17 protein-coding genes are annotated in these 23,465 nt (G+C 61.8%); 11 read left to right on the top strand and 6 right to left on the bottom strand.

Features of this window, described 5'->3' with window-relative positions:
* Position 1 precedes the first annotated feature (1 nt).
* The 5 genes from pilQ (at position 2) to GNX18_RS12460 (ending at position 10,236) form a co-directional block, all read left to right on the top strand.
* Complete coding sequence (gene pilQ / locus GNX18_RS12480) at positions 2-2,227, top strand: type IV pilus secretin PilQ (RefSeq protein ID WP_166218512.1); 2,226 nt, start codon at positions 2-4, stop codon at positions 2,225-2,227.
* Positions 2,224-2,748: a shikimate kinase AroK gene (gene aroK / locus GNX18_RS12475; RefSeq protein WP_166218510.1), complete on the top strand. Its 525-nt coding sequence runs from the start codon at positions 2,224-2,226 to the stop codon at positions 2,746-2,748. Before pilQ ends, aroK begins: the two co-directional genes overlap by 4 nt.
* A 105-nt stretch (positions 2,749-2,853) precedes the next feature.
* Entirely contained in the window at positions 2,854-3,939 is a 1,086-nt protein-coding gene (aroB, locus tag GNX18_RS12470; RefSeq protein WP_166218508.1) for a 3-dehydroquinate synthase, read from the top strand.
* A gap of 411 nt (positions 3,940-4,350) precedes the next feature.
* On the top strand, positions 4,351-8,802 hold the full coding sequence (gene gltB, locus GNX18_RS12465) for a glutamate synthase large subunit (RefSeq protein WP_166218506.1): 4,452 nt from the start codon (positions 4,351-4,353) through the stop codon (positions 8,800-8,802).
* 15 nt (positions 8,803-8,817) lie between these two features.
* The gene (locus GNX18_RS12460) at positions 8,818-10,236 is read left to right on the top strand and encodes an FAD-dependent oxidoreductase (RefSeq protein WP_138235198.1); all 1,419 of its coding nucleotides are present in this window, start codon (positions 8,818-8,820) and stop codon (positions 10,234-10,236) included.
* Between the two features lie 78 nt (positions 10,237-10,314).
* On the opposite strand, the gene GNX18_RS12455 is transcribed toward GNX18_RS12460, so the two are convergent.
* Positions 10,315-11,676 carry a Na+/H+ antiporter NhaC family protein gene (locus GNX18_RS12455; RefSeq protein WP_166218504.1) on the bottom strand — a complete coding sequence of 454 codons (1,362 nt, stop codon included), beginning with the start codon at positions 11,674-11,676 and terminating at the stop codon, positions 10,315-10,317.
* A 310-nt stretch (positions 11,677-11,986) separates the two neighbouring features.
* On the opposite strand from GNX18_RS12455, the gene hemE reads away from it, so the two are divergent.
* Positions 11,987-13,066, top strand: a complete 1,080-nt coding sequence (hemE, locus tag GNX18_RS12450; protein ID WP_138235196.1) for a uroporphyrinogen decarboxylase — start codon at positions 11,987-11,989, stop codon at positions 13,064-13,066.
* Between the two features lie 215 nt (positions 13,067-13,281).
* Positions 13,282-14,664, top strand: a complete 1,383-nt coding sequence (locus tag GNX18_RS12445) for an HD-GYP domain-containing protein (protein ID WP_166218502.1) — start codon at positions 13,282-13,284, stop codon at positions 14,662-14,664.
* Positions 14,665-14,750: 86 nt separating this feature from the next.
* Here the strand turns inward: GNX18_RS12445 and asd are convergent, their stop codons facing one another.
* The 3 genes from asd to rsgA all read right to left on the bottom strand — a co-directional run bounded on the left by asd (position 14,751) and on the right by rsgA (position 17,640).
* The gene (gene asd / locus GNX18_RS12440; RefSeq protein ID WP_138235194.1) at positions 14,751-15,602 is read right to left on the bottom strand and encodes an archaetidylserine decarboxylase; all 852 of its coding nucleotides are present in this window, start codon (positions 15,600-15,602) and stop codon (positions 14,751-14,753) included.
* Between the two features lie 172 nt (positions 15,603-15,774).
* Positions 15,775-16,581 carry a sulfurtransferase gene (locus tag GNX18_RS12435; protein ID WP_166218500.1) on the bottom strand — a complete coding sequence of 269 codons (807 nt, stop codon included), beginning with the start codon at positions 16,579-16,581 and terminating at the stop codon, positions 15,775-15,777.
* Between the two features lie 27 nt (positions 16,582-16,608).
* Positions 16,609-17,640, bottom strand: a complete 1,032-nt coding sequence (gene rsgA / locus GNX18_RS12430) for a small ribosomal subunit biogenesis GTPase RsgA (protein ID WP_166218498.1) — start codon at positions 17,638-17,640, stop codon at positions 16,609-16,611.
* 166 nt (positions 17,641-17,806) lie between these two features.
* On the opposite strand from rsgA, the gene orn reads away from it, so the two are divergent.
* Positions 17,807-18,349 (top strand): oligoribonuclease, encoded by a 543-nt coding sequence (orn, locus tag GNX18_RS12425; protein WP_205827901.1) that lies wholly within the window; start codon positions 17,807-17,809, stop codon positions 18,347-18,349.
* A gap of 412 nt (positions 18,350-18,761) precedes the next feature.
* On the opposite strand, the gene queG is transcribed toward orn, so the two are convergent.
* Complete coding sequence (gene queG / locus GNX18_RS12420; protein ID WP_166218496.1) at positions 18,762-19,880, bottom strand: tRNA epoxyqueuosine(34) reductase QueG; 1,119 nt, start codon at positions 19,878-19,880, stop codon at positions 18,762-18,764.
* A complete protein-coding gene (locus tag GNX18_RS12415) occupies positions 19,877-20,071 on the bottom strand; it encodes a hypothetical protein (RefSeq protein WP_166218494.1) in 195 nt (64 codons plus the stop codon). Before GNX18_RS12415 ends, queG begins: the two co-directional genes overlap by 4 nt.
* Before the next feature lie 2 nt (positions 20,072-20,073).
* On the opposite strand from GNX18_RS12415, the gene GNX18_RS12410 reads away from it, so the two are divergent.
* The 3 genes from GNX18_RS12410 to GNX18_RS12400 are packed head-to-tail and all read left to right on the top strand — an operon-like array spanning position 20,074 to position 23,463.
* The gene (locus GNX18_RS12410) at positions 20,074-21,588 is read left to right on the top strand and encodes an NAD(P)H-hydrate dehydratase (protein ID WP_166218492.1); all 1,515 of its coding nucleotides are present in this window, start codon (positions 20,074-20,076) and stop codon (positions 21,586-21,588) included.
* Between the two features lie 4 nt (positions 21,589-21,592).
* On the top strand, positions 21,593-22,090 hold the full coding sequence (tsaE, locus tag GNX18_RS12405; RefSeq protein ID WP_166218490.1) for a tRNA (adenosine(37)-N6)-threonylcarbamoyltransferase complex ATPase subunit type 1 TsaE: 498 nt from the start codon (positions 21,593-21,595) through the stop codon (positions 22,088-22,090).
* 50 nt (positions 22,091-22,140) lie between these two features.
* Complete coding sequence (locus GNX18_RS12400; RefSeq protein ID WP_166218488.1) at positions 22,141-23,463, top strand: N-acetylmuramoyl-L-alanine amidase; 1,323 nt, start codon at positions 22,141-22,143, stop codon at positions 23,461-23,463.
* The last annotated feature ends 2 nt before the right edge of the window (positions 23,464-23,465 follow it).

Genomic DNA, 23,465 nt, shown 5'->3' with positions numbered 1-23,465 from the left:
AATGATCACCAAGCAACTCACCAGCGTATTGGCGCCGGTCGCCAAGGCACTGCCGCGCGCCACAGCGCTGCTGCTGGGCCTGCTGATTCTTCCGCTGGCAGCGCCGTCTCTGGCCAGTCAGCTGAACGATATCCAGTTCTCCGAGCTGCCGGGCAGCCGCCTGCAGCTGCGCCTGACCTTCAGCGATGTACCTCCGGAACCCACCGGCTACACCATCGAGCAGCCCGCGCGCATCGTCATGGACTTTGCCGGTGTGGAGAGCGTGCTGCCGGAGAAAAAATACAGCCTGGATATCGGCGCCGCGCGCAGTGCGGTGATCGTCTCCGGTGAAGATCGCACCCGCCTGATCCTGAACCTGGATGAACTGCCGGTATACACCAGTGAGCGCATCGGCAATCAGGTGGTACTGGAAGTAGGCGCTGACAGTGCGGCTACCGCCAGCGCGGCGGCCGCGCCGGTGCACAGCAGCACCAATATCGGCGGCAGCACCCAGTTCAAGGCGGCGAGTGGTGTAAGTATCAACAACGTGGACTTCCGGCGCGGCCAGGGTGGTGAGGGCAAAGTCATTGTCAGCCTGACCGACCCAGCGGTAAATATCGACGTGGAGCGCACCAAGGGCAAGATCGTGCTGACGTTCCTCGGCGCCGAGCTGCCGCCGGCGCTGCGCCAGCGTCTGGATGTGACCGATTTCGCCACACCGGTTAATGCCATCAGTGTGGACTACGACGGCCGCAACACCGTCATCACAGTTGATCCGCACGACGGCGACTACGACTATCTCGCCTACCAGGCAGACACCGAGTACGTACTGAGCGTCAAGCCGCTGACCGTGGCACAAGTGCGTGAGAAGCAGAAGGAATTCCAGTTCAGTGGCGAAAAACTGTCGCTGAACTTCCAGGACATCGAAGTGCGCTCGGTGTTGCAGCTGATTGCGGACTTCACCGATCTCAACCTGGTGGCCAGCGATACCGTACAGGGCCGTATCACCCTGCGCCTCGACGGTGTGCCCTGGGATCAGGCGCTGGAGCTGATCCTGAAGGCCAAGGGTCTGGACAAGCGCCAGGAGGGCAACGTGGTGATGGTGGCGCCGGCGGCGGAAATCGCCGAGCGCGAACGCCGCGAGCTGGAAACCCGCAAGCAACTGGAAGAGCTGGCGCCCCTGCGCACCGAGTACATCCAGATCCGCTACGCGGATGCCCGTGAGCTGTTCACCCTGTTCGCTGGCAACCAGGGCGGTGGCCAGGGCGGTGGCTTTGGCCAAGGCAGCTTCGCCGGCGGCCGCGAAGACCAGGAAGGCCGCAGTATTCTGTCGTCCCGCGGCAGCGCCATCGTGGATGAGCGCACCAACACCATCATCCTTACCGATACCGAAGACAAGATTGCCCAGTTCCGCGATCTGATCAACGCCATCGACATTCCCATCCGCCAGGTGATGATCGAGGCGCGTCTGGTGACCGCGAACACCGATTTCGAGAAGAGCCTCGGGGTGCGCTGGAGTTATCTGGAAGATCACAACATCGGCGACGACGCCATTGGTATTGGTGGCGGCAGCCAAATCGGATTGGTTTCCGATGGTGATGGCAGTGGTCCTGATCTTTCCGCACCAGAAACCCTGCACGACCCGATGTTGGTGGACCTGGGTGTTGGCAACCCGGCTGGCAGCATTGCCTACGCCATCCTGAAGGAAGATTTTCTGCTGGGCCTTGAGCTGTCGGCGCTGGAGGATGTGGGCAAGGCGGAAATCGTATCCCAGCCCAAGGTGGTGACCGGCGACAAACAGGAGGCGACCATTCGCTCCGGTGTGGAAATTCCCTACCTGGAGGCTACTTCCTCGGGTGCGGCGTCTGTGACCTTCAAAGAGGCGGTGCTGTTGCTGAACGTGACCCCGCAGATCACCCCGGACGACAACATCATCATGAACCTGAATATCGACCAGAACAGTGTCGGTGAGCTGTTTACAAACGTGATTACCGGTGCGCAGATTCCGGCGATCAATGTGAACTCGCTGCAGACCAAGGTGCTGGTGCGCAACGGTGAAACCATCGTGCTCGGCGGCATCTTTGAGGCGCAGTCCATTGAGGGTGAAGTGAAAGTGCCGTTCCTCGGCGACATCCCCTTCCTCGGCCGCCTGTTCAAACAGACCACCAAGCAGGAAGACAAGCGCGAACTGCTGATCTTTATCACCCCGCGCATCATGCAAGACGAGTTCATGTCTTTCAGCAAGTGATCAGCCAGCCCATCTTTCTCGTCGGCCCCATGGGGGCCGGCAAATCCACCATCGGCAAATTACTGGCAGCCCAGCTTGGGCTGCCTTTTGCTGATTCTGACAAAGTCATCGAAGACCGCAGCGGCGCCGATATCCCGTGGATTTTTGACGTGGAAGGCGAGGCTGGTTTTCGCCGTCGCGAGAGTGCGGTTCTGCATGATCTTTGTAGCGGTGAGTCTCAGGTGGTCGCCACCGGGGGAGGCATTGTGCTGATGCCGGAAAACCGCGCGCTGCTCAAAAACCACGGATTCGTAGTCTACCTGCGCGCAAGCCTGGATCAGCTGGTGGAGCGCACCTCAAAAAACAGCAATCGCCCACTATTGCAGGTCGCCGATCCGCGGGCAAAGCTGCAGGAAATTCTGCTTCAGCGAGAGCCGTTCTACGACGAGGTGGCGGATCTGGTGTGCGATACTGACGATTGCACGCCGAAGCAGGCGGCGCAGATGGTGGTTGATCGCCTGGCGGCCATATCCTCCGGCTGAGTTTTCCGTCTCGCAGCTCAACATCGCTCCCCCTGGGTGTTAGAGTGCGTCCCCGCAAGAATGAATCTACCGTCTAAATCCGTTTGTGCACCTGAGGGAATCGCTATGCACAGTCTCCACGTCGATCTGGGTGATCGCAGTTATCCCATTCTGATCGGTCCCGGTCTGCTGGGGGAGTCCGCGCACTTTGCCAATGCCATCCGCGGTCGCCAGGTGCTGGTGGTCACCAACGAAACCATTGCGCCGCTGTATCTTGAGAAGGTGCTCGCGGCTCTGCAGGGTTTCGATAAGGTGGACAGTGTACAGCTCCCCGACGGCGAGGCGTTCAAGACCCTGGATACCCTCAACCGGATTTTCGATACCTTGCTGGAGAGGCGCCACGACCGCAGCACAACCATAATCGCGCTGGGCGGCGGTGTGGTCGGGGACATGAGTGGCTTTGCCGCCGCCTGTTACCAGCGCGGGGTGGACTTCGTGCAGGTGCCCACCACACTGTTGTCGCAGGTGGATTCTTCGGTGGGAGGCAAGACCGGGGTCAACCACCCGCTCGGCAAGAATATGATCGGAGCCTTCTATCAGCCGCAGCTGGTACTCATCGATATCGACACCCTCACCACCCTGCCGGACCGCGAATTGTCCGCCGGTCTCGCGGAGGTGATCAAGTACGGCATGATCTGCGACGCGCCCTTTTTCGAATGGCTGGAAGCCAACATGGGCGCGCTGTTGGCGCGCGATCCCGCAGCCCTGACTTACGCGGTGGAGCGCAGCTGTGCGGACAAAGCCGCTGTCGTCGCAGAAGACGAACGCGAGTCCGGGCGTCGCGCTATTCTCAACTTCGGCCACACCTTCGGCCACGCCATTGAGGCGGTGCAGGGCTACGGCAAGTGGTTGCACGGGGAGGCAGTCGCGGCGGGAATGGTAATGGCCGCGGAGTTGTCGCGACTGCGCGGCTGGATCTCTGCAACCGAGACGGAGCGTTTGCGCGCGCTGCTAACCAAAGCCAATTTGCCGCAACAGTCTCCCGAAGATATGGTGGTAAACGATTATCTGCAGGCGATGTCGGTGGATAAAAAGGTGCAGGATGGCAAATTGCGACTGGTACTGCTGCATGCCATCGGCGATGCACAGATTGTTGCCGATACGCCCAAGGAGCAGCTGATTGAGGCTTTGCGCGCCTGCGGTGCGCGATGATGAATCGGTAGTTTTTTTAGTAGACTGAGGATTCTTTGACGGTAAAGATGTTTCAAAGAAGATAAATCGGTTAAAAGGCGCGACAACAGCGAAAAAAACTGGCGAATCTTGCAATTGCAGGGGGGCGCTTGTAATATTGCGCGCCCCCTCGGTAAAAGCCGGGGAAATGAGCCGATAACAACAAGCCGAGGCTCGCTGTCAGCGAGTAACACCCAAGCCCCTCACGCGGGCTTTTTTTGTCACTGGGGGTCCGAAAACTCAGTGGAATCTGCGGCACCTTCGGCTCGAAAGTAGATAAATATACCCCCGAGGCAGCCCTTGAGCCTGGCGAGAGTGCTGCGATCTGATGGATGGCCTGAATTGGCGTCCCGTCAGGGCGTAACGGGTAGCGATAACACTTTGAGGAATTCTATGGGTAGCGGTCTGTATCGATTGGATGAGTTCAAAGATAACTGTGGCTTTGGACTGATTGCCCACCTGAAGGGCGAAACCAGCCACAAGTTGTTGCAGACAGCGATTGAATCGCTGACCTGCATGACTCACCGCGGCGGTATTGCCGCCGATGGCAAAACCGGGGATGGCTGTGGCCTACTGCTGCAGAAGCCGGACGCATTCCTGCGCGCCGTGGCCAAAGAGGCGTTTGGTGGCGAGCTGAGTGAAAATTATGCCGTCGGCGCCATCATGCTGCCGCTGGACGATGCCAAAGCGGCTGCCGCGCGCGCTATTCTCGAGCGCGAAGTGGAAGCGCAGGGCCTGAACGTGGCTGGCTGGCGTCCGGTGCCCACCAATGCCGACTGCCTCGGCCCGATTGCGCGCGAGTCGCTGCCGCGCTTCGAGCATCTGCTGATCAACGACGCCGAACAGCCGCTGGGAGACCAGAAGTTTGCCGCGCGCCTGTTCGTGATCCGGCGCAAGGCGGAACAGCAACTGGGGGACGATACCTACATCGCCAGCCTCTCCACCGGGGTGGTTTCCTACAAGGGCCTGATGATGCCGGCGGATCTGCCGGCGTTCTTCCCGGATCTGGCAGACCCGCGCCTTGAGACCGCCATCTGTGTGTTCCACCAGCGCTTCTCCACTAATACCATGCCGCGCTGGCCGCTGGCGCAGCCGTTCCGCATGCTCGCGCACAACGGCGAGATCAACACCGTTACCGGCAACCGCAACTGGTCCGTGGCGCGCACGCCCAAGTTCAATACCGAGTTGCTGCCGGAGCTGAACGAGCTGGCGCCGCTGGTCAACCGCACAGGCTCCGACTCCTCCAGTCTCGACAACATGCTCGAGCTGTTGATGGCGGGCGGCATCGACATGCATCGCGCCATCCGCATGCTGGTCCCGCCGGCGTGGCAGAACGTGGACACCATGGATTCCGAGCTGCGCGCCTTCTACGAATACAACTCCATGCACATGGAACCCTGGGACGGTCCCGCCGGCCTGGTACTGACCGACGGTCGCTACGCCGTATGCACCCTGGACCGCAACGGCCTGCGCCCGTCCCGCTGGGTGATCACCAAGGACGACTTCATCACTGTTGCGTCCGAGGTGGGTACCTATCAATACGACCCCGCCGACGTGGTGGCCAAGGGCCGTCTCGGCCCGGGTCAGATCCTGTCGGTGGATACGCTCGAAGGCAAACTGCGCCACACCGCCGAAGTGGATGGCGAGCTGAAAAAAGCGCATCCCTACAAGCAGTGGCTGAAGGCCAAAGCGCGTCGTATCCGCTCCACTCTGGTCACCGCGCCGGTGGACAACAATTTCTCGTTCGAGCAGTTCAAGGTCTACCAGAAGCTGTTCAGCTCCTCTCTTGAGGAGCGCGACCAGGTGATCCGCCCGCTCGCGGAATCCGGTCAGGAAGCCGTGGGCTCCATGGGCGACGACACCCCGATGGCGGTGCTGTCGCAGGGCAACCGCTGTCTGTACGACTTCTTCCGCCAGCAGTTCGCGCAGGTCACCAACCCGCCCATCGACCCGCTGCGGGAAACCATCGTCATGTCCCTGGAAACCTGCCTGGGCCGTGAGAAATCCGTGTTTGAGGAAACCCCTGAGCACGCCGACCGCGTGATCCTGTCGTCGCCGGTACTGTCGCACATGAAGTACACCGCGCTACTGGACCTCGGCCGCGAGGAGTTCAAGGCGAAGGTATTCGACCTGAACTACGATCCCGCACAGTTGGACCTGAAGGGCGCCATCGAGAAACTGTGCCAGGACGCCGCCGACTCGGTGCGCAACGAGGGCACCGTGATCGTGGTGCTGTCTGATCGCAATATCGAAGAGGGCAAACTGCCCATCGATGCGCTGCTTGCCACCGGTGCGGTACACCACCACCTGGTGCACAACGGCCTGCGCTGCGACTCCAACGTGGTGGTGGACACGGCCACCGCGCGCGACTCGCATCAACTGGCGTGCCTGATCGGCGTTGGCGCCACTGCGGTGCACCCGTACTTCTCCTACAGCATCATCAACCACCTGATTGAAACCGGTGAACTGTTGCTGGACGCTGCCACCGCGCAGAAGAACTACCGCAACGGTATCATCAAGGGTCTGCTGAAAATCCTGTCGAAGATGGGTATTTCGGCCGTAGCCTCTTACCGCGGCGCGCTGCTGTTCGAGCTGGTGGGGCTGTCCCAGGACGTTATCGATCTGTGCTTCCCGGAAGCACCGGCGCGTGTGCTGGGCGCTGGTTTCGCGGAGTTGGAAGACGACATGCGCGCGCGCGCCGAGCTGGCGTGGAGGCCGCGCAAGAAGGTATCCGCCGGCGGTCTGCACAAGTTTGTCTACGGCGAGGAATACCACGCGTTCAACCCGGACGTGGTCAAAACCCTGCAGGAAGCGGTGCGCTCCGGCGACTACAGCACCTGGCGCGACTACGCGGCGCTGGTAAACCAGCGCCCTGTCGCCACCTTGCGCGATCTGCTGGGGCTGAAAAAAGACGTGCAGCCGATTCCGCTGAGTGAAGTGGAACCGGCGGAAAGCATCCTGCGCCGTTTTGACAGCGCCGCCATGTCCCTCGGTGCGCTGTCGCCGGAAGCTCACGAGTCCCTGGCTCAGGCCATGAACCGCCTCGGCGGCCGCTCCAACAGCGGTGAGGGCGGTGAGGATCCGGCGCGCTTCGGCACCGATAAGGTGTCGAAGATCAAGCAGATCGCCTCCGGCCGCTTCGGCGTCACCCCGCACTATCTGGTGAACGCGGAAGTGCTGCAGATCAAGGTGGCCCAGGGCGCCAAGCCCGGCGAGGGCGGCCAGCTGCCCGGCGGCAAGGTCAACGAACTGATCGCGCGCCTGCGCTACTCGGTGCCCGGCGTGACCCTGATTTCGCCGCCACCGCACCACGATATCTATTCGATCGAGGATCTGGCGCAGCTGATCTACGACCTGAAGCAGGTCAACCCGGACGCGCTGGTATCGGTGAAGCTGGTTTCGCGCCCCGGCGTCGGCACCATCGCCGCCGGCGTGGCCAAGGCCTACGCGGACCTGATCACCATCTCCGGTTACGACGGCGGCACCGCCGCGAGCCCGATCACTTCGATCCGCTACGCCGGTTCGCCGTGGGAGCTGGGGCTGGCGGAAACCCACCAGACCCTGCGCGCCAACGACCTGCGCGGCAAGGTGCGGGTGCAGACCGACGGCGGCCTGAAGAGCGGCCTCGACGTGGTCAAAGCGGCGATCCTCGGCGCCGAGAGCTTCGGCTTCGGCACCGCGCCGATGGTGGCGCTGGGGTGTAAATACCTGCGCATCTGCCACCTGAACAACTGCGCCACCGGCGTGGCCACCCAGAACAAGGACCTGCGCGACGAGCACTACATCGGCACCGTGGAAATGGCGATGAACTTCTTCAAGTTCGTGGCCGAGGAGACCCGCGAGTGGATGGCGAGCCTCGGCGTGCGCTCCATCGAGGAACTGGTGGGCCGTGTGGACCTGCTGGAAACCCTTGAGGGCCAGACCGCCAAACAGAAAACCCTCGACCTGTCGCCGCTGCTGCACACCGATGCACTGCTCGACAGCAAGCCGCAGACCTGTCAGCAACCGAAGAACGAGCCCTGGGACAAGGGCCTGCTCGCCGAGCGCATGGTGCAGGAAACCCTGCCGGCAATCGAAGCCCTGAGTGGTGGCGAGTTCAGCTTCAAACTGACCAACTGCGACCGCTCCATCGGTGCACGTCTGTCCGGTGAGATCGCCAAGCGCCACGGCAACCAGGGCATGGTGGACGCGCCGATCAAACTGAACCTGACCGGCGTTGCCGGCCAGTCCTTCGGTGTGTGGAACGCCGGCGGCCTGGAGATGTACCTGGAAGGCGACGCCAACGACTACGTGGGCAAAGGTATGGCCGGCGGCAAGCTGGTAATCCGTCCGCCGCGGAACAGCAGCTTTGCCTCGCAGGAAACCAGCATTATCGGCAACACCTGTCTGTACGGCGCCACCGGCGGCAAACTGTTCGCCTCCGGCTGTGCCGGCGAGCGCTTTGGGGTGCGGAACTCCGGCGCCTTTGCGGTGGTGGAAGGTGCGGGCGATCACTGCTGCGAATACATGACCGGCGGCATGATTGCCGTGTTGGGCAAAACCGGCGTCAACTTCGGCGCCGGTATGACCGGTGGCTTCGCTTACGTGCTGGATATGGATCGCGACTTCTTCGACAAGTGCAACCACGAGCTGATTGAGCTCAGGCGCATCAGCAGCGAGGCACTGGAGGAGTACCAGAGCCATCTGCGCGAAGTGATCGAAGAGTTTGTCGCCGAGACCGGCAGCGCCTGGGGCCAGGAACTGCTGGATAACCTCGACGACTACCTCAACAAGTTCTGGCTGGTGAAGCCGAAGGCGGCCAGCCTCGCCGGACTGCTGTCCGATGTACGCAAGCGCGGCGAATAAGGGGGAGATTTACCTATGTCACAGCGTCTGAACAACGATTTCCAGTTTATCGACGTTGGCCGGGTCGACCCCGCCAAGAAAGACATCATCACGCGTACTAACCAGTTCGTGGAGATCTACCAGCCGTTCACCGAGCGGCAGGTAGCCAGCCAGGCGCACCGCTGCCTGGACTGCGGCAACCCCTACTGCGAGTGGAAGTGCCCGGTGCACAACTACATCCCGAACTGGCTGCGCCTGATCAGTGAAGGCAACATCATGGAAGCGGCGGAGCTGTGTCACCAGACCAACTCCCTGCCGGAGGTATGCGGCCGCGTATGCCCGCAGGACCGCCTGTGTGAAGGCGCCTGTACCCTGAACGACGGTTTCGGTGCGGTGACCATCGGCAACGCCGAAAAATACATCACCGACACCGCGTTTGCCTTGGGCTGGCGCCCGGATCTGAGCGCGGTCACCAAGACCGACAAACGCGTTGCTGTGGTTGGTGCCGGCCCCGCGGGCCTCGCCTGTGCGGATGTATTGGTGCGCAACGGTGTGCAGCCGGTCGTGTTCGACAAATACCCTGAAATCGGGGGCCTGCTGACGTTCGGTATCCCCGAGTTCAAGCTCGAAAAATCCGTGATGCAGCAGCGCCGCGCCATCTTTACCGATATGGGCGTCGAGTTCTGCCTGGAAACCGAAATCGGCAAGGACATCACGTTTGACCAGTTGCTCGCAGACTACGATGCGGTGTTCCTGGCCATGGGTACCTACAACTACATGAAGGGTGGTTTCCCCGGTGAGGACCTGCCCGGTGTATACGACGCGCTGCCGTTCCTGGTGGCGAACGTGAATCGCAATCTCGGTTTCGAGAAGAGCCCCGAAGACTTCATCTCGGTGGAAGGCAAGCGTGTGGTGGTGTTGGGCGGCGGTGACACCGCCATGGACTGCAACCGTACCTCCATCCGCCAGGGCGCCAAGCGCGTGACCTGCGCCTACCGTCGCGACGAGGAGAATATGCCCGGCTCCCGCCGCGAGGTAGCGAACGCCAAGGAAGAGGGCGTGCGCTTCCTGTTCAACCGTCAGCCAGTGGAGATTGTCGGCAACGGCAAGGTGGAAGGCGTGAAAGTGGTCACCACCCAGTTGGGCGAGCCGGACGAGAAAGGCCGCCGTCGCCCGGAAGTGGTGCCAGGTTCCGAAGAAATCATCCCCGCGGAAGTGGTGCTGGTGGCCTTCGGCTTCCGCCCGAGCCCGGCGGACTGGTTCGGCGACCACAATATCGAAGTGGCCGAGTGGGGCGGCGTAGTGGCACCGGAGCAGCAGCAGTTCAAGTTCCAGACCAGCAACGAGAAAGTCTTTGCCGGCGGCGACATGGTGCGCGGCTCCGATCTGGTGGTTACCGCGATCTGGGAAGGCCGCCAGGCGGCTGAAGGTATCCTTGATTACCTGAAAATCTGATCGCTGGAATTTGGCCGGCAACTAAAATGAAAAGGGGCGCGCAAGCGCCCCTTTTCATTTGTGCGGCAAGTGAACGGATCACACCACCGTGTAACCCAGCACCACAAAGCCCACACTGGCAATCAGCGCCGCCATGATGGCGTAGGGCAGCTGGGTTAGTGCGTGGCTCATCACGGTACAGCCGCTGCCCTGGGCCGCCAGCACCGTGGCGTCGCCGTAGAAGCAGGCGTGGCTGCCGAAGGCGCTGGCGGAGAGCAGTGCGCCGAGCGCCAGCGGCAGCGGGCAACCCACGGCCTGGGCGAGCGGAATGATGATGGGGATGGTGATGGTGAAAATGCCCCAGGAGGAGCCGGTCGCAAAGGAAATCAGCGACATCGACAGGAACGCCACCAGCGGCAACCACTGCGCGGTCATCAGCGGTTTCAGGGATTCGATCACATACTGTGGCATGCCCAGGCTGTCGTTCACCGACTTGAACATGAAGGCAGTAACAATGATGGAGAGCGCCGGAATCATCAGCTTGAAGCCGTCCATCATCGTATCAAGCATCTCGTTCCAACCGATCACTTTCTGCAGTCCGAACAGCGGAATGGTGATGGCGAGCGCGATGATCACACCCTTCAGCACGTCGATGTCGTAATACCAGCTGAAAAACAGCAGGCTCACAATCGGAATGATGAAATTCCAGGCGTGGTGTCGCGGCCCCACCGGTGCCGGGCCGGCCGCGTGTGCCGGCAGCTCGTCGGCGGAAATATCCGGATCGCCCGCGGCGGTGCGCGCCTCGGCGCGCTTCATCGGGCCGATCAGCGGAATGCGGCCGGTGGCCACCAACGGTACCAGTATCAGCGCCAGCCACGAGTAGAGCATGAACGGGATGGCGCTGATGTACATGCTGAGGCCCTCACCCTGTCCGGCGATGTCGGCGGATTCCAGGATGCCGGAGAAGAATACGGCCCAGGTGGAAATCGGGATGAGGAAACACACCGGCGCGGCGGTGGAGTCGGCGACATAGGCCAGCATCTGCCGGGAAACCTTGAACTTGTCGGTGACTTTCTTCATCGACGCGCCAACCGCCAGTGCATTCAGGTAATCGTCGATAAAGATCACCAGGCCCAGGAACCAGGTGCTGAGCAGTGCGCGGTTGCGGGTGTTGGCCCGTTTCGCCAGCACCTCGGCGAAGGCATTGGCTGCACCCGAGCGGATCAGCAGTGCGATCAGGCAGCCGAACAGGCCACATACAAGAATGACCCAGCCAATGGTCTCATCGGCCATCACCGCCAGGGCGGTTTCGGTGAGCGGGGTCATGATGTCGCTCGGGTCGAGCATTATCAGTGCGAGGATAACACCGGTAATCAGGGCCGCCACCGGGCGCTTGGTGATCACCGCAGTGGCAACCACGGCTACGGTGGGAATCAGGCTGAGTGCGCCATAAGTTTCCATTCAATCGCTCATTGTTCAAATAAGAAAAAGAATCCGGCAGCCGCGACCGGCGCCAGCCACTGAACGTGGGGCGTCTTGCTGTCAGAGCAGCGGGCGGGCGAACGGTGTTCGGGTAACGCGAGTTGCGCCAGGGTGGGAGCCTTGGGGCGCGTTATTGTACGTGACGTTTGGGAAATCTGTATCCGCAAGAGTTTTGTTTTCCCGCTCCGCTCCCGGCTACAATGGCCGCCTTTTAGCCAGTGGCTCTTTATGCCTGTTGCACATGCCGGGGTCTATCCTGATGTGCACCGAGCCGTCCAGCGAGATACCCATGCCCGAGAACCAGTTTGCTCCGCTCCAGAACGATCGTTTCCTGCGCGCTCTGCTGCGCCAGCCTGTTGACCGCACACCGATGTGGATGATGCGCCAGGCCGGACGCTACCTGCCAGAGTACCGCGCGACCCGCGCCAAGGCAGGCACCTTTATGGATCTGTGCCGCAACACCGAACTGGCCTGCGAGGTGACCCTGCAGCCACTGGAGCGCTATCCACTGGATGCGGCGATCCTGTTTTCCGACATCCTCACCATCCCTGACGCCATGGGGCTCGGCCTTTATTTTGAGGAAGGCGAGGGCCCGAAATTCCGCAAGCCTGTACGCACCAGTGCGGATATTGCCGCGCTGGAAGTGGTCAACACCGCTCGGGATCTGGACTACGTTACCAACGCGGTCACCACCATTCGCCGCGAGCTGAATGGCCGGGTGCCGCTGATTGGTTTCTCCGGCAGCCCGTGGACACTCGCCACCTATATGGTGGAGGGTGGTTCCAGCCGGGATTTCGCGCGTATCAAGGAGATGCTCTACAACCGTCCTGAAGATCTGCATCAGCTGCTCACGGTGCTGGCGGACTCGGTGATCGACTACCTCAATGCCCAGATTCGCGCCGGTGCCCAGGCGGTGCAGATTTTCGACACCTGGGGAGGCGCCCTCAGCCATCGGGCCTACCAGGAATTCTCCCTGCAATATATGGCCCGCATTCTGCAGGGCTTGATCAGGGAACACGACGGGCGCCGGGTGCCGGCGATTCTATTCACCAAGGGTGGTGGCCAGTGGCTGGAATTGATGGCCGACGCCGGTGCCGACGCCCTGGGCCTCGACTGGACGACGGATATCGCCCGCGCCCGCGCCCGCGTCGGCGACCGCGTGGCCCTGCAGGGCAATCTGGACCCGGCGATCCTGCTCGCGAACCCCGCGCGCATTCGCGAGGAAGTGGCGCGGTTGCTGGAAGATTTTGGCCGCGGCAGTGGGCATATTTTCAATCTCGGACACGGCGTCACGCCGCAGGTAGATCCCGCCCATGCCGGCGCCATGTTTGAGGCGGTGGCAGAACTCTCGCCACAATATCACCGGTAACGGGAAAGGAAACGGGTTTGTTAGTACTCGCTGACGGATTTTCCGTGATTGTTGTCACAAATCAATTGTCAACCAGCGAGTAGACTTGTGTGACAATTCCGCCCCGCACCGGTTTGACCGGTGCGGGGTCTTTGTGTGCGGGTGCGCCGATATCCGGCGGTTGCCCGAGACCGTCGAGAAGAATACTCAGAACAAAAACGCGCGGCAGCAAATCAGTGGCAATCCAACAGGCGAAGGTATTCGTGGAAGACCTGCAGCGGGGCATGTTTGTGTCCCGTCTGGATCGCCCGTGGACGCGCACTCCCTTCGCTTTGCAGGGCTTCTATATCCGCGATCTGGAGGAAATCCGCCAGCTGCAGAAGTACTGTCGCTATGTGTATGTGGATGTGGTCAAGAGCGTGGGCGACGTGGGTGTCAAACTGCGCAAGATCACCCGCGCCGCCGGTGAGCAGAACGCCGGGTCGCAGACACCCGCAGCGAAAGGCGGTCACCGGCGTATTCCCGTTGCCATCAATTGCAAACCGGTGCAGATACGCCACAACACTTACGCAGTGCCTGAACCGGCGCGCCGCGAGGCCCCCAGGGCCAGGCAGCTGCACGAGCGCATCATCCGCGGTATGCACGAAGTCATGGTGCAGCTGAAAACCGACCGCCCACTGCCCACCGCCCAGGTGAACCAGACCGTGGGCCTCATGGTCGACAGTGTGCTGCGCAGTCCGGATGCGTTCTCCTGGTTGGCGCGGGTGCGCGAGAAGGACGAGCACACCTATAGCCACTCGGTGCGCGCCTGCGTATGGGCGGTGGTGTTTGGCCGCCACATCGGTTTGCGGCGCCAGGAGCTGGTGCAGCTGGGCGTGGCGACCCTGCTGAAGGACGTGGGCAAGCTATACCTGCCGGACGACGTGCTGAAGGCCGACAAGCGCCATCCCCGCGCGGAACTCGAATACCGCAAATTCGTGGATTACAGCGTGAAGCTGCTGTCCAGCGATCCAAATATCGACCACCAGATTCTCAACATCGTGCAGGCCCATAAAGAGCAGTACGATGGCAGCGGCTACCCTCGCGGCTTGCGCGGCGGGCAGATCCCGATATTGGCGCGCATGTGCGGCATCGTCACGTTCTACGATGAAGCCACCAATCCCCGCGGAGCGGAGTTTCCGCTGCCGCCGTCAAAGGCGGTGGCGCAGTTGTACGAGTTGCGCAATTGCGCGTTTCAGGAGCAGCTGGTGCTGGAGTTTATCCAGTCCATCGGCCTCTATCCCACCGGTACTCAGGTGGAACTCTCCACTGGCGAGCTGGCGGTGGTGGTTGAGCAGAGCCACGAGCGCCGCCTGAAACCCAAGGTGATGCTGGTGACGGACCGCAGCAAAAAACTGCTGGATAAACCGCGTCTGTTTGACATGGCCGCGGACGACGATCGCAAACAGGCGCTGGTGAACAAGGGCAAGAAATCCCTGGCGGAAGTGGGGCTGATCACTATCACGCAGGATCTCGACCCCAGTCAGTATCCGCATATCGACGTGGCCAAGGTGCGCGACCAGTACCTCTACGAGCAGCGCCTGCCAGCATTTATCACACGCTTCCTGCCTGGCCGCTAACGCCGATCCACTCTCAAACTTCAATGATCTTCTGCGCTTTTGCGTGAAGTGCGCACCCCCGCGAGGTATGCGGGGGCCGGGCGTATTCAGATCAGGTCGCCGAAATGTTCACCCATTTTCACTGGGGTTTCGGCGGTGAGCTCTTCCAGCCAGTTCACCTTGTCGGCGCCGAACAGCAGTACGACGGTGGAGCCGAGTTTGAAACGTCCCATTTCCTCGCCTTTTTTTAGCGCGATGGGTTTCTGCTCGTCGTAGCGGGTGGTGCGGATCTGGCGCTTGAGCGGGGCGACCTGACCGGCCCAGACGGTTTCGATGGCGGCGACGATCATGGCGCCGACGAGGACCATGGCCATGGGACCGGCGGCGGTGTCAAAAATGCACACGAGGCGTTCGTTGCGGGAGAACAGGCGCGGGACGTTGGCGGCGGTGGTGGTGTTCACCGAGAAGAGTTCGCCGGGGACGTAGATCATGCGCTGCAGCACGCCGTCGAGCGGCATGTGCACGCGGTGGTAGTCTTTGGGTGACAGGTAGATGGTGGCGAATTTGCCGCCGGTAAACTGTGCGGCCACTTCGGGGTCGCCGCCGACGAGTTCGAGCAGGCTGTAGTCCTGACCTTTGGCCTGGAAAATTCTACCGTTGTGGATGTCGCCCAGCTGGCTGATGGCGCCGTCGGCGCAGCCGGCGATGGTGTTTTCACCTTCGACGATGGGACGGGCGCCTTGTTTGAGGGCGCGGGTGAAGAAGTCGTTGAAGCAGGTGTAGGCGGTGTAGTCCTCTTCCTGTGCCTCGCTCATGTCGACTTGGTATTTTTCCACGAACCATTTGGTGAACGGGTTTTTGATGCCGCCGATGCGGGTTTCGGCGAGCCACCCCGCGGCTCTGGAGAGCAGGTGTTGGGGGGTGATGTATTGCAGGAAAATAAACAGTTTCGGGTTCATGTAGTTTTGTGGTCCCGTTGAAGTGGGTGCGGTGGCAGAGTTTTTGGGTGCTCTGTTTATGTTCGTGTGCCTGCCCTTTGCTTTGAATTTCTCTGCTTCGTTAGCAAATGCGCAATACCAATTTACCGTCATTCCCGCGCAGGCGGGAATCCAGAAGTCGACAGCACTGAGTCTAGTTTTCGATCGGCGTATCCGGCAGGTTGCCCCATTCACTCCACGATCCCGGATAGGCTTTGATGGGAAATCCCAGAGATTTCCCCACCAGCCAGGTAAACGCCGAGCGGTGGTGGCTCTGGCAGTGGGTGGCGATTTCGGTTTCGCCGTCGATGCCGAGCGCGGCGAGGAATTCTCTGGCGTCAGTACGAATACGCAGGTCGCGCTGCGGATCCATAAGCTGGGTCCACTCGCAGTTGATGGCGCCGGGGATGTGGCCGCCGCGCATGGCGACGAGACGTGCGCCGGTGTATTCCGCGGGTGAGCGGGCGTCCCAGATCTGCAGGTCGTTTTGACCCAGGCGCTGCTGGATTTGTTCCGCGTCGATCATCGGTGCGTCGTCGGCGATCTGGATGTGGATATCGCTGGGGGCAACGACGGTGTCTTCGCTGGTGAGCGGCATGCCGGCGTTTTTCCACGCGATCATGCCGCCATTCAAGTAGCTGTATTTCTTGTGGCCGATGACGTCGAGGGTCCACAGCAGGCGTCCGGCCCAGCCGCCGCCTTCATCGTCGCAGGCGACGATGTGGGTGTCGGGGGTGAGGCCGATGGCCTGCATGACTTCGGTGAGGCGCTCAATTGAAGGCAGTTTTCCGGGTGCCGGTGGGGTGCCGGCGAGCAGCGCCTGGAAGGGCAGGCCGATGGCGCCGGGGATGTGGCCGGCGAAATAGTTGGCCGGGGAGCTGAGGTCGACCACGCGGATTTCTTCGTGTTCCAGCAGTGGGGCGAGTTGCTCCGGTTCGAGGATCAGGGGGATTTGACTCACTGACGTTTCCTAATCTGTGTGGGCCTGCTATTCATTTTCCAGGCTGTTGCGCAGATGCTGGTAGCTGTCCATGCGCCGCTGGCTGATGTCGCCGCGCTTGAGGGCGTTTTTGATGGCACAGCCGGGTTCGCCCTGGTGGTTACAGTCGCGGAAGCGGCAGTGGCCGATAAACGGGCGGAATTCCACGAAGCCTTCCAGCAGTTCCTGTTCGCTCATGTGCCAGATACCGAATTCGCGGATGCCGGGGGAGTCTATCAGATCGCCGCCACTGGGCAGGTGAAACAGTTCCGCGGCGGTGGTGGTGTGGGTCCCTTTGCCGGTGGCTTCCGACAGCGCGCTGGTGCGCGCGTCGGTACCGGGCAGCAGGCCGTTGATCAGCGACGATTTGCCCACGCCCGACTGGCCGACGAACACACTGGTGCCTTGGGCGAGGGTGGCGAGCAGGCCGTCGAGACCTTCGCCGGTTTTGGTGGAAAGCTTGAGTACCTCGTAGCCGAGACCGGGATAGGGGGCCAGCAGTTGTTCCAGGCTGTCGCGGTTGCTGTCGTCGATCAGGTCTATCTTGTTCAGCAGCAGCAGCGGCTGTATGCCGGTGGTCTCCGCGGCCACCAGATAGCGGTCGATGGCGTTGGCGAAGGGCTCGGGGTAGGGCGCGATGACAATGAGAATGCGGTCGATGTTGGCGGCAACGGTTTTCATGTCGCCGTAGCGGTCCGGGCGTTGCAACTCGGAATGGCGCGGCAGGCGCGCGCCGACGACACCGAGGCCGCCGGTGGATTCGCCGGTGGCCGGGCGCCAGGCAACCTGGTCACCGGTTACCAACGTGTCGATATTTGCGCGCACATGGCAGCGCTGTCGCAGTGTGCTGCCGGCTTCACCTTCCACCAGCACCTGGCTGCCGTAGTTGGCGATGATGAGACCGGTCTGTTCCGGCCCCAGGTCACCCTCTTCTTCCGCGTGCTCGAAGCTCGCGTCGCGTTTGCGCGCGCGGGCTTCCCGTTCTTCCTGAATCTTGGCGATGCGCCACTGCTGGCGGCGGTTGAGTTTGCGTTTGCTCATAGATCCTGGTTCAGGGGCCGGGGTGGCGCTCGGTTTGTGGGGGGCGGCAGATTATAACTTGCATCACTGTAGGATTGCGGTACCTTGCCAATCTTGTAGATTCCAGCCCATTCGTCCATGCCATATTCATTTGCCGTCGGGTCTGGCGGCCAGACAGGAGACTATTGTGGATCAGAATAATCTGATCTGGATCGATCTGGAAATGACCGGTCTCGATCCCGAGAGAGAGCGCATCATCGAGATTGCCACGGTGGTGACGGATTCGCGCCTGAATGTGCTGGCGGAGGGGCCGGTGATGGCGATCCACCAGAGCGATGCGCTGCTGGCGGCGATGGATGACTGGAATACGGAGCAGCACGGGGGATCGGGGCTGGTGGCGCGGGTGAAGGAGTCGCCGTTCAGCGAGCGGGAGGCGGAGCGGGAGACCATCGAGTTCCTGAGCCACTGGGTGCCGGAGGGCGCCTCGCCCATGTGCGGCAATTCCATTGGCCAGGATCGCCGCTTTCTGGTGAAGTACATGCCGTTACTGGAGCGGTACTTCCACTACCGGAATCTGGATGTGAGTTCGGTGAAGGAGCTGGCCCGGCGCTGGCGGCCCGACGTGCTGGAAGGCGTTAAGAAAACTTCTTCACACCTGGCGCTGGATGATATTCACGATTCGATCAATGAGCTGAAGCATTATCGCGAGCACTTTTTTCGCATGAGCTGAGGTTTTTGGCTTCGGTGGTTTTTGGGTGGCTTGGAAGCTGGTGGGGCGGCGGCCGGGTACCGGGGGCGGGTTTTCGGGACCGCTGTGAACCCATCCCTGGGCGCTGCGGCGCAAACATCCTGTTTGCGACGCTCCCGAAAACCCGCCCCCGGTACCAGGCCTTCGCATCTGAGCGCGGCACTTCGTAAGCAAAATACAAAAGTCGAATTGCTTGCTAGCGGCAGATGCTTACGGAGTGCAAAAACTTGAATCGAAGGTGGAGTGACGGGGATCTGTTTCCAAAAGCGTCGGCGACAGGGACGTCGCCGACGCAGCGTACAGGGATGTATTCACAGCGGTTTTGGAAACAGATACCCGGCGCTTCGCCGCCACCAAACCTAAATCAAAGCTCCCAATGCTTCGGGCCAAAAACTCAAGATGCAGCCCGTTTGATTTTCCGTTTTCTACGCCGCCCACTACGCAATCGCTCCAAGGCCCACTCAATATGTTCTGCCACCATTGGCGTAGTGGTACCAAGAGACTCTTCCAAAACCGCAACAATTTCCTGGGAAAAATCAGCATTCCCCAAAGCTACCGCCAGATTCCGCTGCCACCGCTCAAACCCAATCCGCCGAATCGCCGACCCCTCGGTTTTCCGCAGAAATTCCTCCTCGGTCCACTTGAACAGATCCACCAGCGCACCACTATCCAGCCCATGCCGCGGGTGGAAATCGGACTCGCCGGTGGATTTGGCGAATTTGTTCCACGGGCAGATGATCTGGCAGTCGTCGCAGCCGAATACCCGGTTGCCCATGGGCTCGCGGAATTCCTCCGGGATCGGGCCCTTGTTCTCGATGGTCAGGTAGGAAATGCAGCGGCGCGCGTCGAGTGTATACGCGTCCACGAAGGCATCGGTTGGGCACACCTTCAGGCATGCGGTGCACTCGCCGCATTGGTTCGGCTGCTCGCTCACATCCAGCGGCAGCGGCAGGTTGGTGTAGATCTCGCCGAGAAAAAACCAGCTGCCGGCACTGCTATTGATCACCATACAGTTCTTGCCGATCCAGCCGAGCCCGGCTTTCTCCGCCAGCGCCCGCTCCATTACCGGTGCACTGTCGGTAAACGCGCGTCCGCTCGCCGCGATGCCGCGCTCGTCACAGTAGCGGTCGATCTGCTGCGCCAGTTGCGCCAGGCGTTTGCGGATCAGCTTGTGGTAGTCGCGGCCGTTGGCGTAGCGGGATACGTAGGCCTTGCCCGGGTCTTTCAGTACCTGCACCGGCTGGGTGTCCGGGGGCAGGTAGTCCAGGCGCACACTGATCACCCGCAGTGTGCCTTCTTCCAGCAACTCCGGTCGCCAGCGCTTGGCACCGTGTGCGCCCATCCACTCCATATCGGCGTTGTAGCCCGCGTCCAGCCACGCTTGCAGCCGCTCGCCGTGTTGCTCGAGCTGGCAGTCGGTAATCCCCACCTGCTGAAAACCCAGCTCGCGCCCCCACACGCGGATCTGTGCGGCGAGGTCGGCCATGGTCTGTGGATCTGGGGAGTTGCTCATGGAGGCGTGGTCACAAAATTGGCGGTGGCGGTGTGCGGCGGTTTGGGGGTGGAGACGGTATAATCGCCGGTATTTTGCCACAGTTTAAAAATTGACCACAGGCCGCCTTTGGAAATTGTGCGAACAGATGCCGTCAGGTGCATGCGCAGCAGATTTTTAGAGGTGCCCCAAAGCTGGAATGCAGTAGCCACTTATGTCGGACACTATGGACAGTCAGAATCCCTCCCCAACAGAACCGCAAAAACTCTACCGCGCCGAGGCCGTGCGCCAGTTGGACGGACTGGTGATCAGCCAGCAGCAGATTCCCGCTATCGCGCTGATGAAGCGCGCCGGTCGCGCGGCGTTTGATGCGCTGCGCAACCGCTGGCCTGAGGTGAGTTCGATCCAGGTGTTCTGCGGCGGTGGCAACAACGGTGGCGATGGCTATGTCATTGCCGGGCTTGCCGCCCAGCGCCAGATTCCGGTGACCGTGTATGTGGGGGTGCCCGCCGACAAACTGAAAGGCGAAGCACTGGAAGCCCACGGTTTTGCCGAGCGCGAGGGCGCAACCCTGGTAACCAGTCTCGCCGAGCTGCCGGCGGTGGAGAAAAACACCGTACTGGTGGATGCGCTGCTGGGCACCGGATTCAGTGGCGAGCTGCGCGCGCCGATGGATGCCGCCATTGAACATATCAACCGCTCCCCTGCGTCGGTGTTGGCAGTGGACCTGCCCTCGGGCCTGAACGCGGACAGCGGTTTTGCCGCTGAGGCGGTGAGTGCGAATGCCACAGTCACCTTTATCGGCCGCAAGGCGGGTCTGTTTCTGGGGCGCGGGCCAGCGCTCGCGGGCGATGTAATTTTCGAGGATCTGGGTGCTGCGCCGGCGGTCTACGCGCAGGTGCCGGCGCAGCTCACCCGCTATAGCGGCGGCAGTCTGGAGCGGCTGCCCGCGCGCGCCGCGGACAGCTACAAGAACCAGTTTGGCCATGTGCTGATCGTCGGCGGTGACCACGGCTTCGGCGGTGCCGCGCTGATGGCATCGGAGGCGGCGGCGCGCACCGGCAGCGGCCTCATTTCGCTCGCCACCCGCCCGGAGCATGTAGTGGCGTCGCTCAGCCGCCGCCCCGAGGTAATGGCGCATCCGGTGGTATCCGGGCAGGAGCTGGAGCCCTTGCTGGAATCGCCGGATGTGATCGCCGTCGGTCCCGGTCTCGGCCACTCCCCCTGGAGCGAGCAGCTGCTGGCGCGCGCCGGGCGGGCGCCAGCAAAACTGGTGCTGGACGCGGATGCACTGAATATTCTCGCCGGCGGCCGCGTGCTCGCCGGCATCACGCGAGACGATTGGGTGTTGACCCCGCACATTGGCGAGGCGGCGCGACTGTTGGGAATTCCGACCGCGGAGGTGAGTGCCGATCCGGTGGCCGCCGCGCGCGCGATTCAGGAAAAATTCAGTGGCGTGGTGGTATTAAAGGGCGCAGGTACCCTGATCGCCCATGCAGACGGTGTGGACGTGATCAATACCGGCAATCCGGGCATGGCGTCCGGCGGCATGGGCGACCTGCTCACCGGTATTATTGCTTCGTTGATCGGTCAGGGTCTGGCGCTGCCGGCGGCGGCGCGCCTCGGGGTGTGGCTGCACGGTGAGGCGGGCAACCGCGCCGCGGCGGATGGCCAGCGCGGGTTGCTCGCCACGGATCTGCTGCCGCACGTCCGCGAGCTGGTGGACTGATGTCATGAGCTGGAAACCCGTGGAAAAAGCGTTGTACCTGGCCGACGAAGTGGCCACCGTTGCCGCCGGCGAGGCGCTGGGCCAGGCATGTATCGACACCGGTATGGCGGCGGGGCTGGTGATTTTTCTCGGCGGCCAGCTGGGCGCGGGCAAAACCACCTTCAGCCGCGGTGTGTTGCGGGCGTTCGGCCACCGCGGTGCGGTAAAGAGCCCCACCTACACTCTGGTGGAACCCTACGAGTTTGCTGACTTCCGCGTGTATCACTTCGACCTCTATCGTCTGGGTGACGCGGAGGAGTTGGAGTACATGGGGGTGCGGGATTACTTTGGCCCCGGCAGCCTGAGCCTGGTGGAGTGGTCCGAGCGCGGCATTGGCGTGTTGCCGGTGCCAGACCTGCGGCTTGAGTTGCAATTGCAGGGCGAGGGGCGCGAACTAAAATTGATGGCGGGAAGTGACGCGGGGGCTGCGGTTCTGGCCGGCGCACACTTCGCGAAAATCTGAACCGCGCTTCACGGATTGAGGCCGGCCAACGAATCGACAGGGCAATAATAATGATCGGAGCAGGGTTGCCGGTGCGACTTTCAACCATTTTGTTCGCGTGGGCGCTCTTCATAGCGCTGCCGTCGTTTGCCGCGGAAGTGGAGGGCGTGCGCCTGTGGCGCGCCCCGGACCACACCCGTCTGGTATTCGATCTGGACGGCCCCGCGGAGCACAAGCTGTTTACCCTGCAGAACCCCGATCGGGTGGTGATCGACGTGAGTGGCGCAACCCTCGGAGCGTCGATGGACGATTTGCCCCTCGCGGAAACCCCCATCTCCGGCGTGCGCTACGCCACCAAAGACAAGCGCGATCTGCGCGTGGTGCTGGATCTCAAGCAGCCGGTCAATCCCCGCAGCTTCGCCCTGCGCCGCCACGAGTCTCTGCCCGATCGCCTGGTGATCGACCTGCACGACCGCGACAAGGTGGAAGAAAAGACCATCGAACAGGTGACTGACGAACGGAAAATCCTGATCGCCATCGACGCCGGCCACGGTGGCGAGGACCCGGGCGCGCTCGGCCCCGGCGGGGTGCGGGAAAAAGACGTGGTGCTGGCGATTTCCCGCGAACTGCACAGGGTCATTGAGCGCGAACCGGGTTTCACCGCAAAGCTGGTGCGCACCGGCGACTACTACATTCCCCTGCGCGACCGGGTGAAAAAGGGGCGTCAGCTGAAGGCGGACCTGTTTGTGTCCATTCACGCCGATGCTTTTACCCGCAAGGAAGCCCGCGGCGCCGGGGTGTATGTGGTTTCCTCCCGCGGCGCCACCAGTGAGACTGCGCGCTTTCTGGCGCAGCGGGAAAACGAGTCAGATCTGATTGGCGGTGCCGGCAGCCTGAGTCTCAGCGACAAGGACGATACTTTGGCCGGTGTGCTGCTGGACCTGGCGATGACTGCGACGATGAACTCGAGCCTGGATATTGGCAGCAGCGTGTTGAGCTCCATTGGCAGTTTTACCCATCTGCACAAGAAGAAGGTGGAGCAGGCGAACTTCTCGGTACTGCGCAACCCGGATGTGCCGTCGATTCTGGTGGAAACCGGCTTTATCACCAACCCGGACGAGGCGCGGCGTCTGCGCGATCCGTCGTTCCAGAAGCGCATGGCGGAAAAGCTCGGCGAGGGCATCGTGGCCCATTTCAGGTCGCGCCCGCCGGCGGGAAGCTGGCTCGCGTCCAATGGCAGTCGCACCGACCGCAAGCACACGATTGCCCGAGGTGATACCCTGTCCGGCATCGCGGCCCGCTACAACATTTCGGTAGGGGATCTGAAGAAGGCCAATGGCATGGAGACATCCATGATTCGTGTGGGGCAGACGTTGACGATTCCTTCGGGCTGAGT

The sequence above is a fragment of the Microbulbifer sp. SH-1 genome (assembly GCF_011326135.1).
In the GTDB taxonomy this organism is placed as follows: domain Bacteria; phylum Pseudomonadota; class Gammaproteobacteria; order Pseudomonadales; family Cellvibrionaceae; genus Microbulbifer; species Microbulbifer harenosus.
Note: the sequence above shows the minus strand (reverse complement) of the source record. Positions and strands in the feature narration are given on the sequence as shown.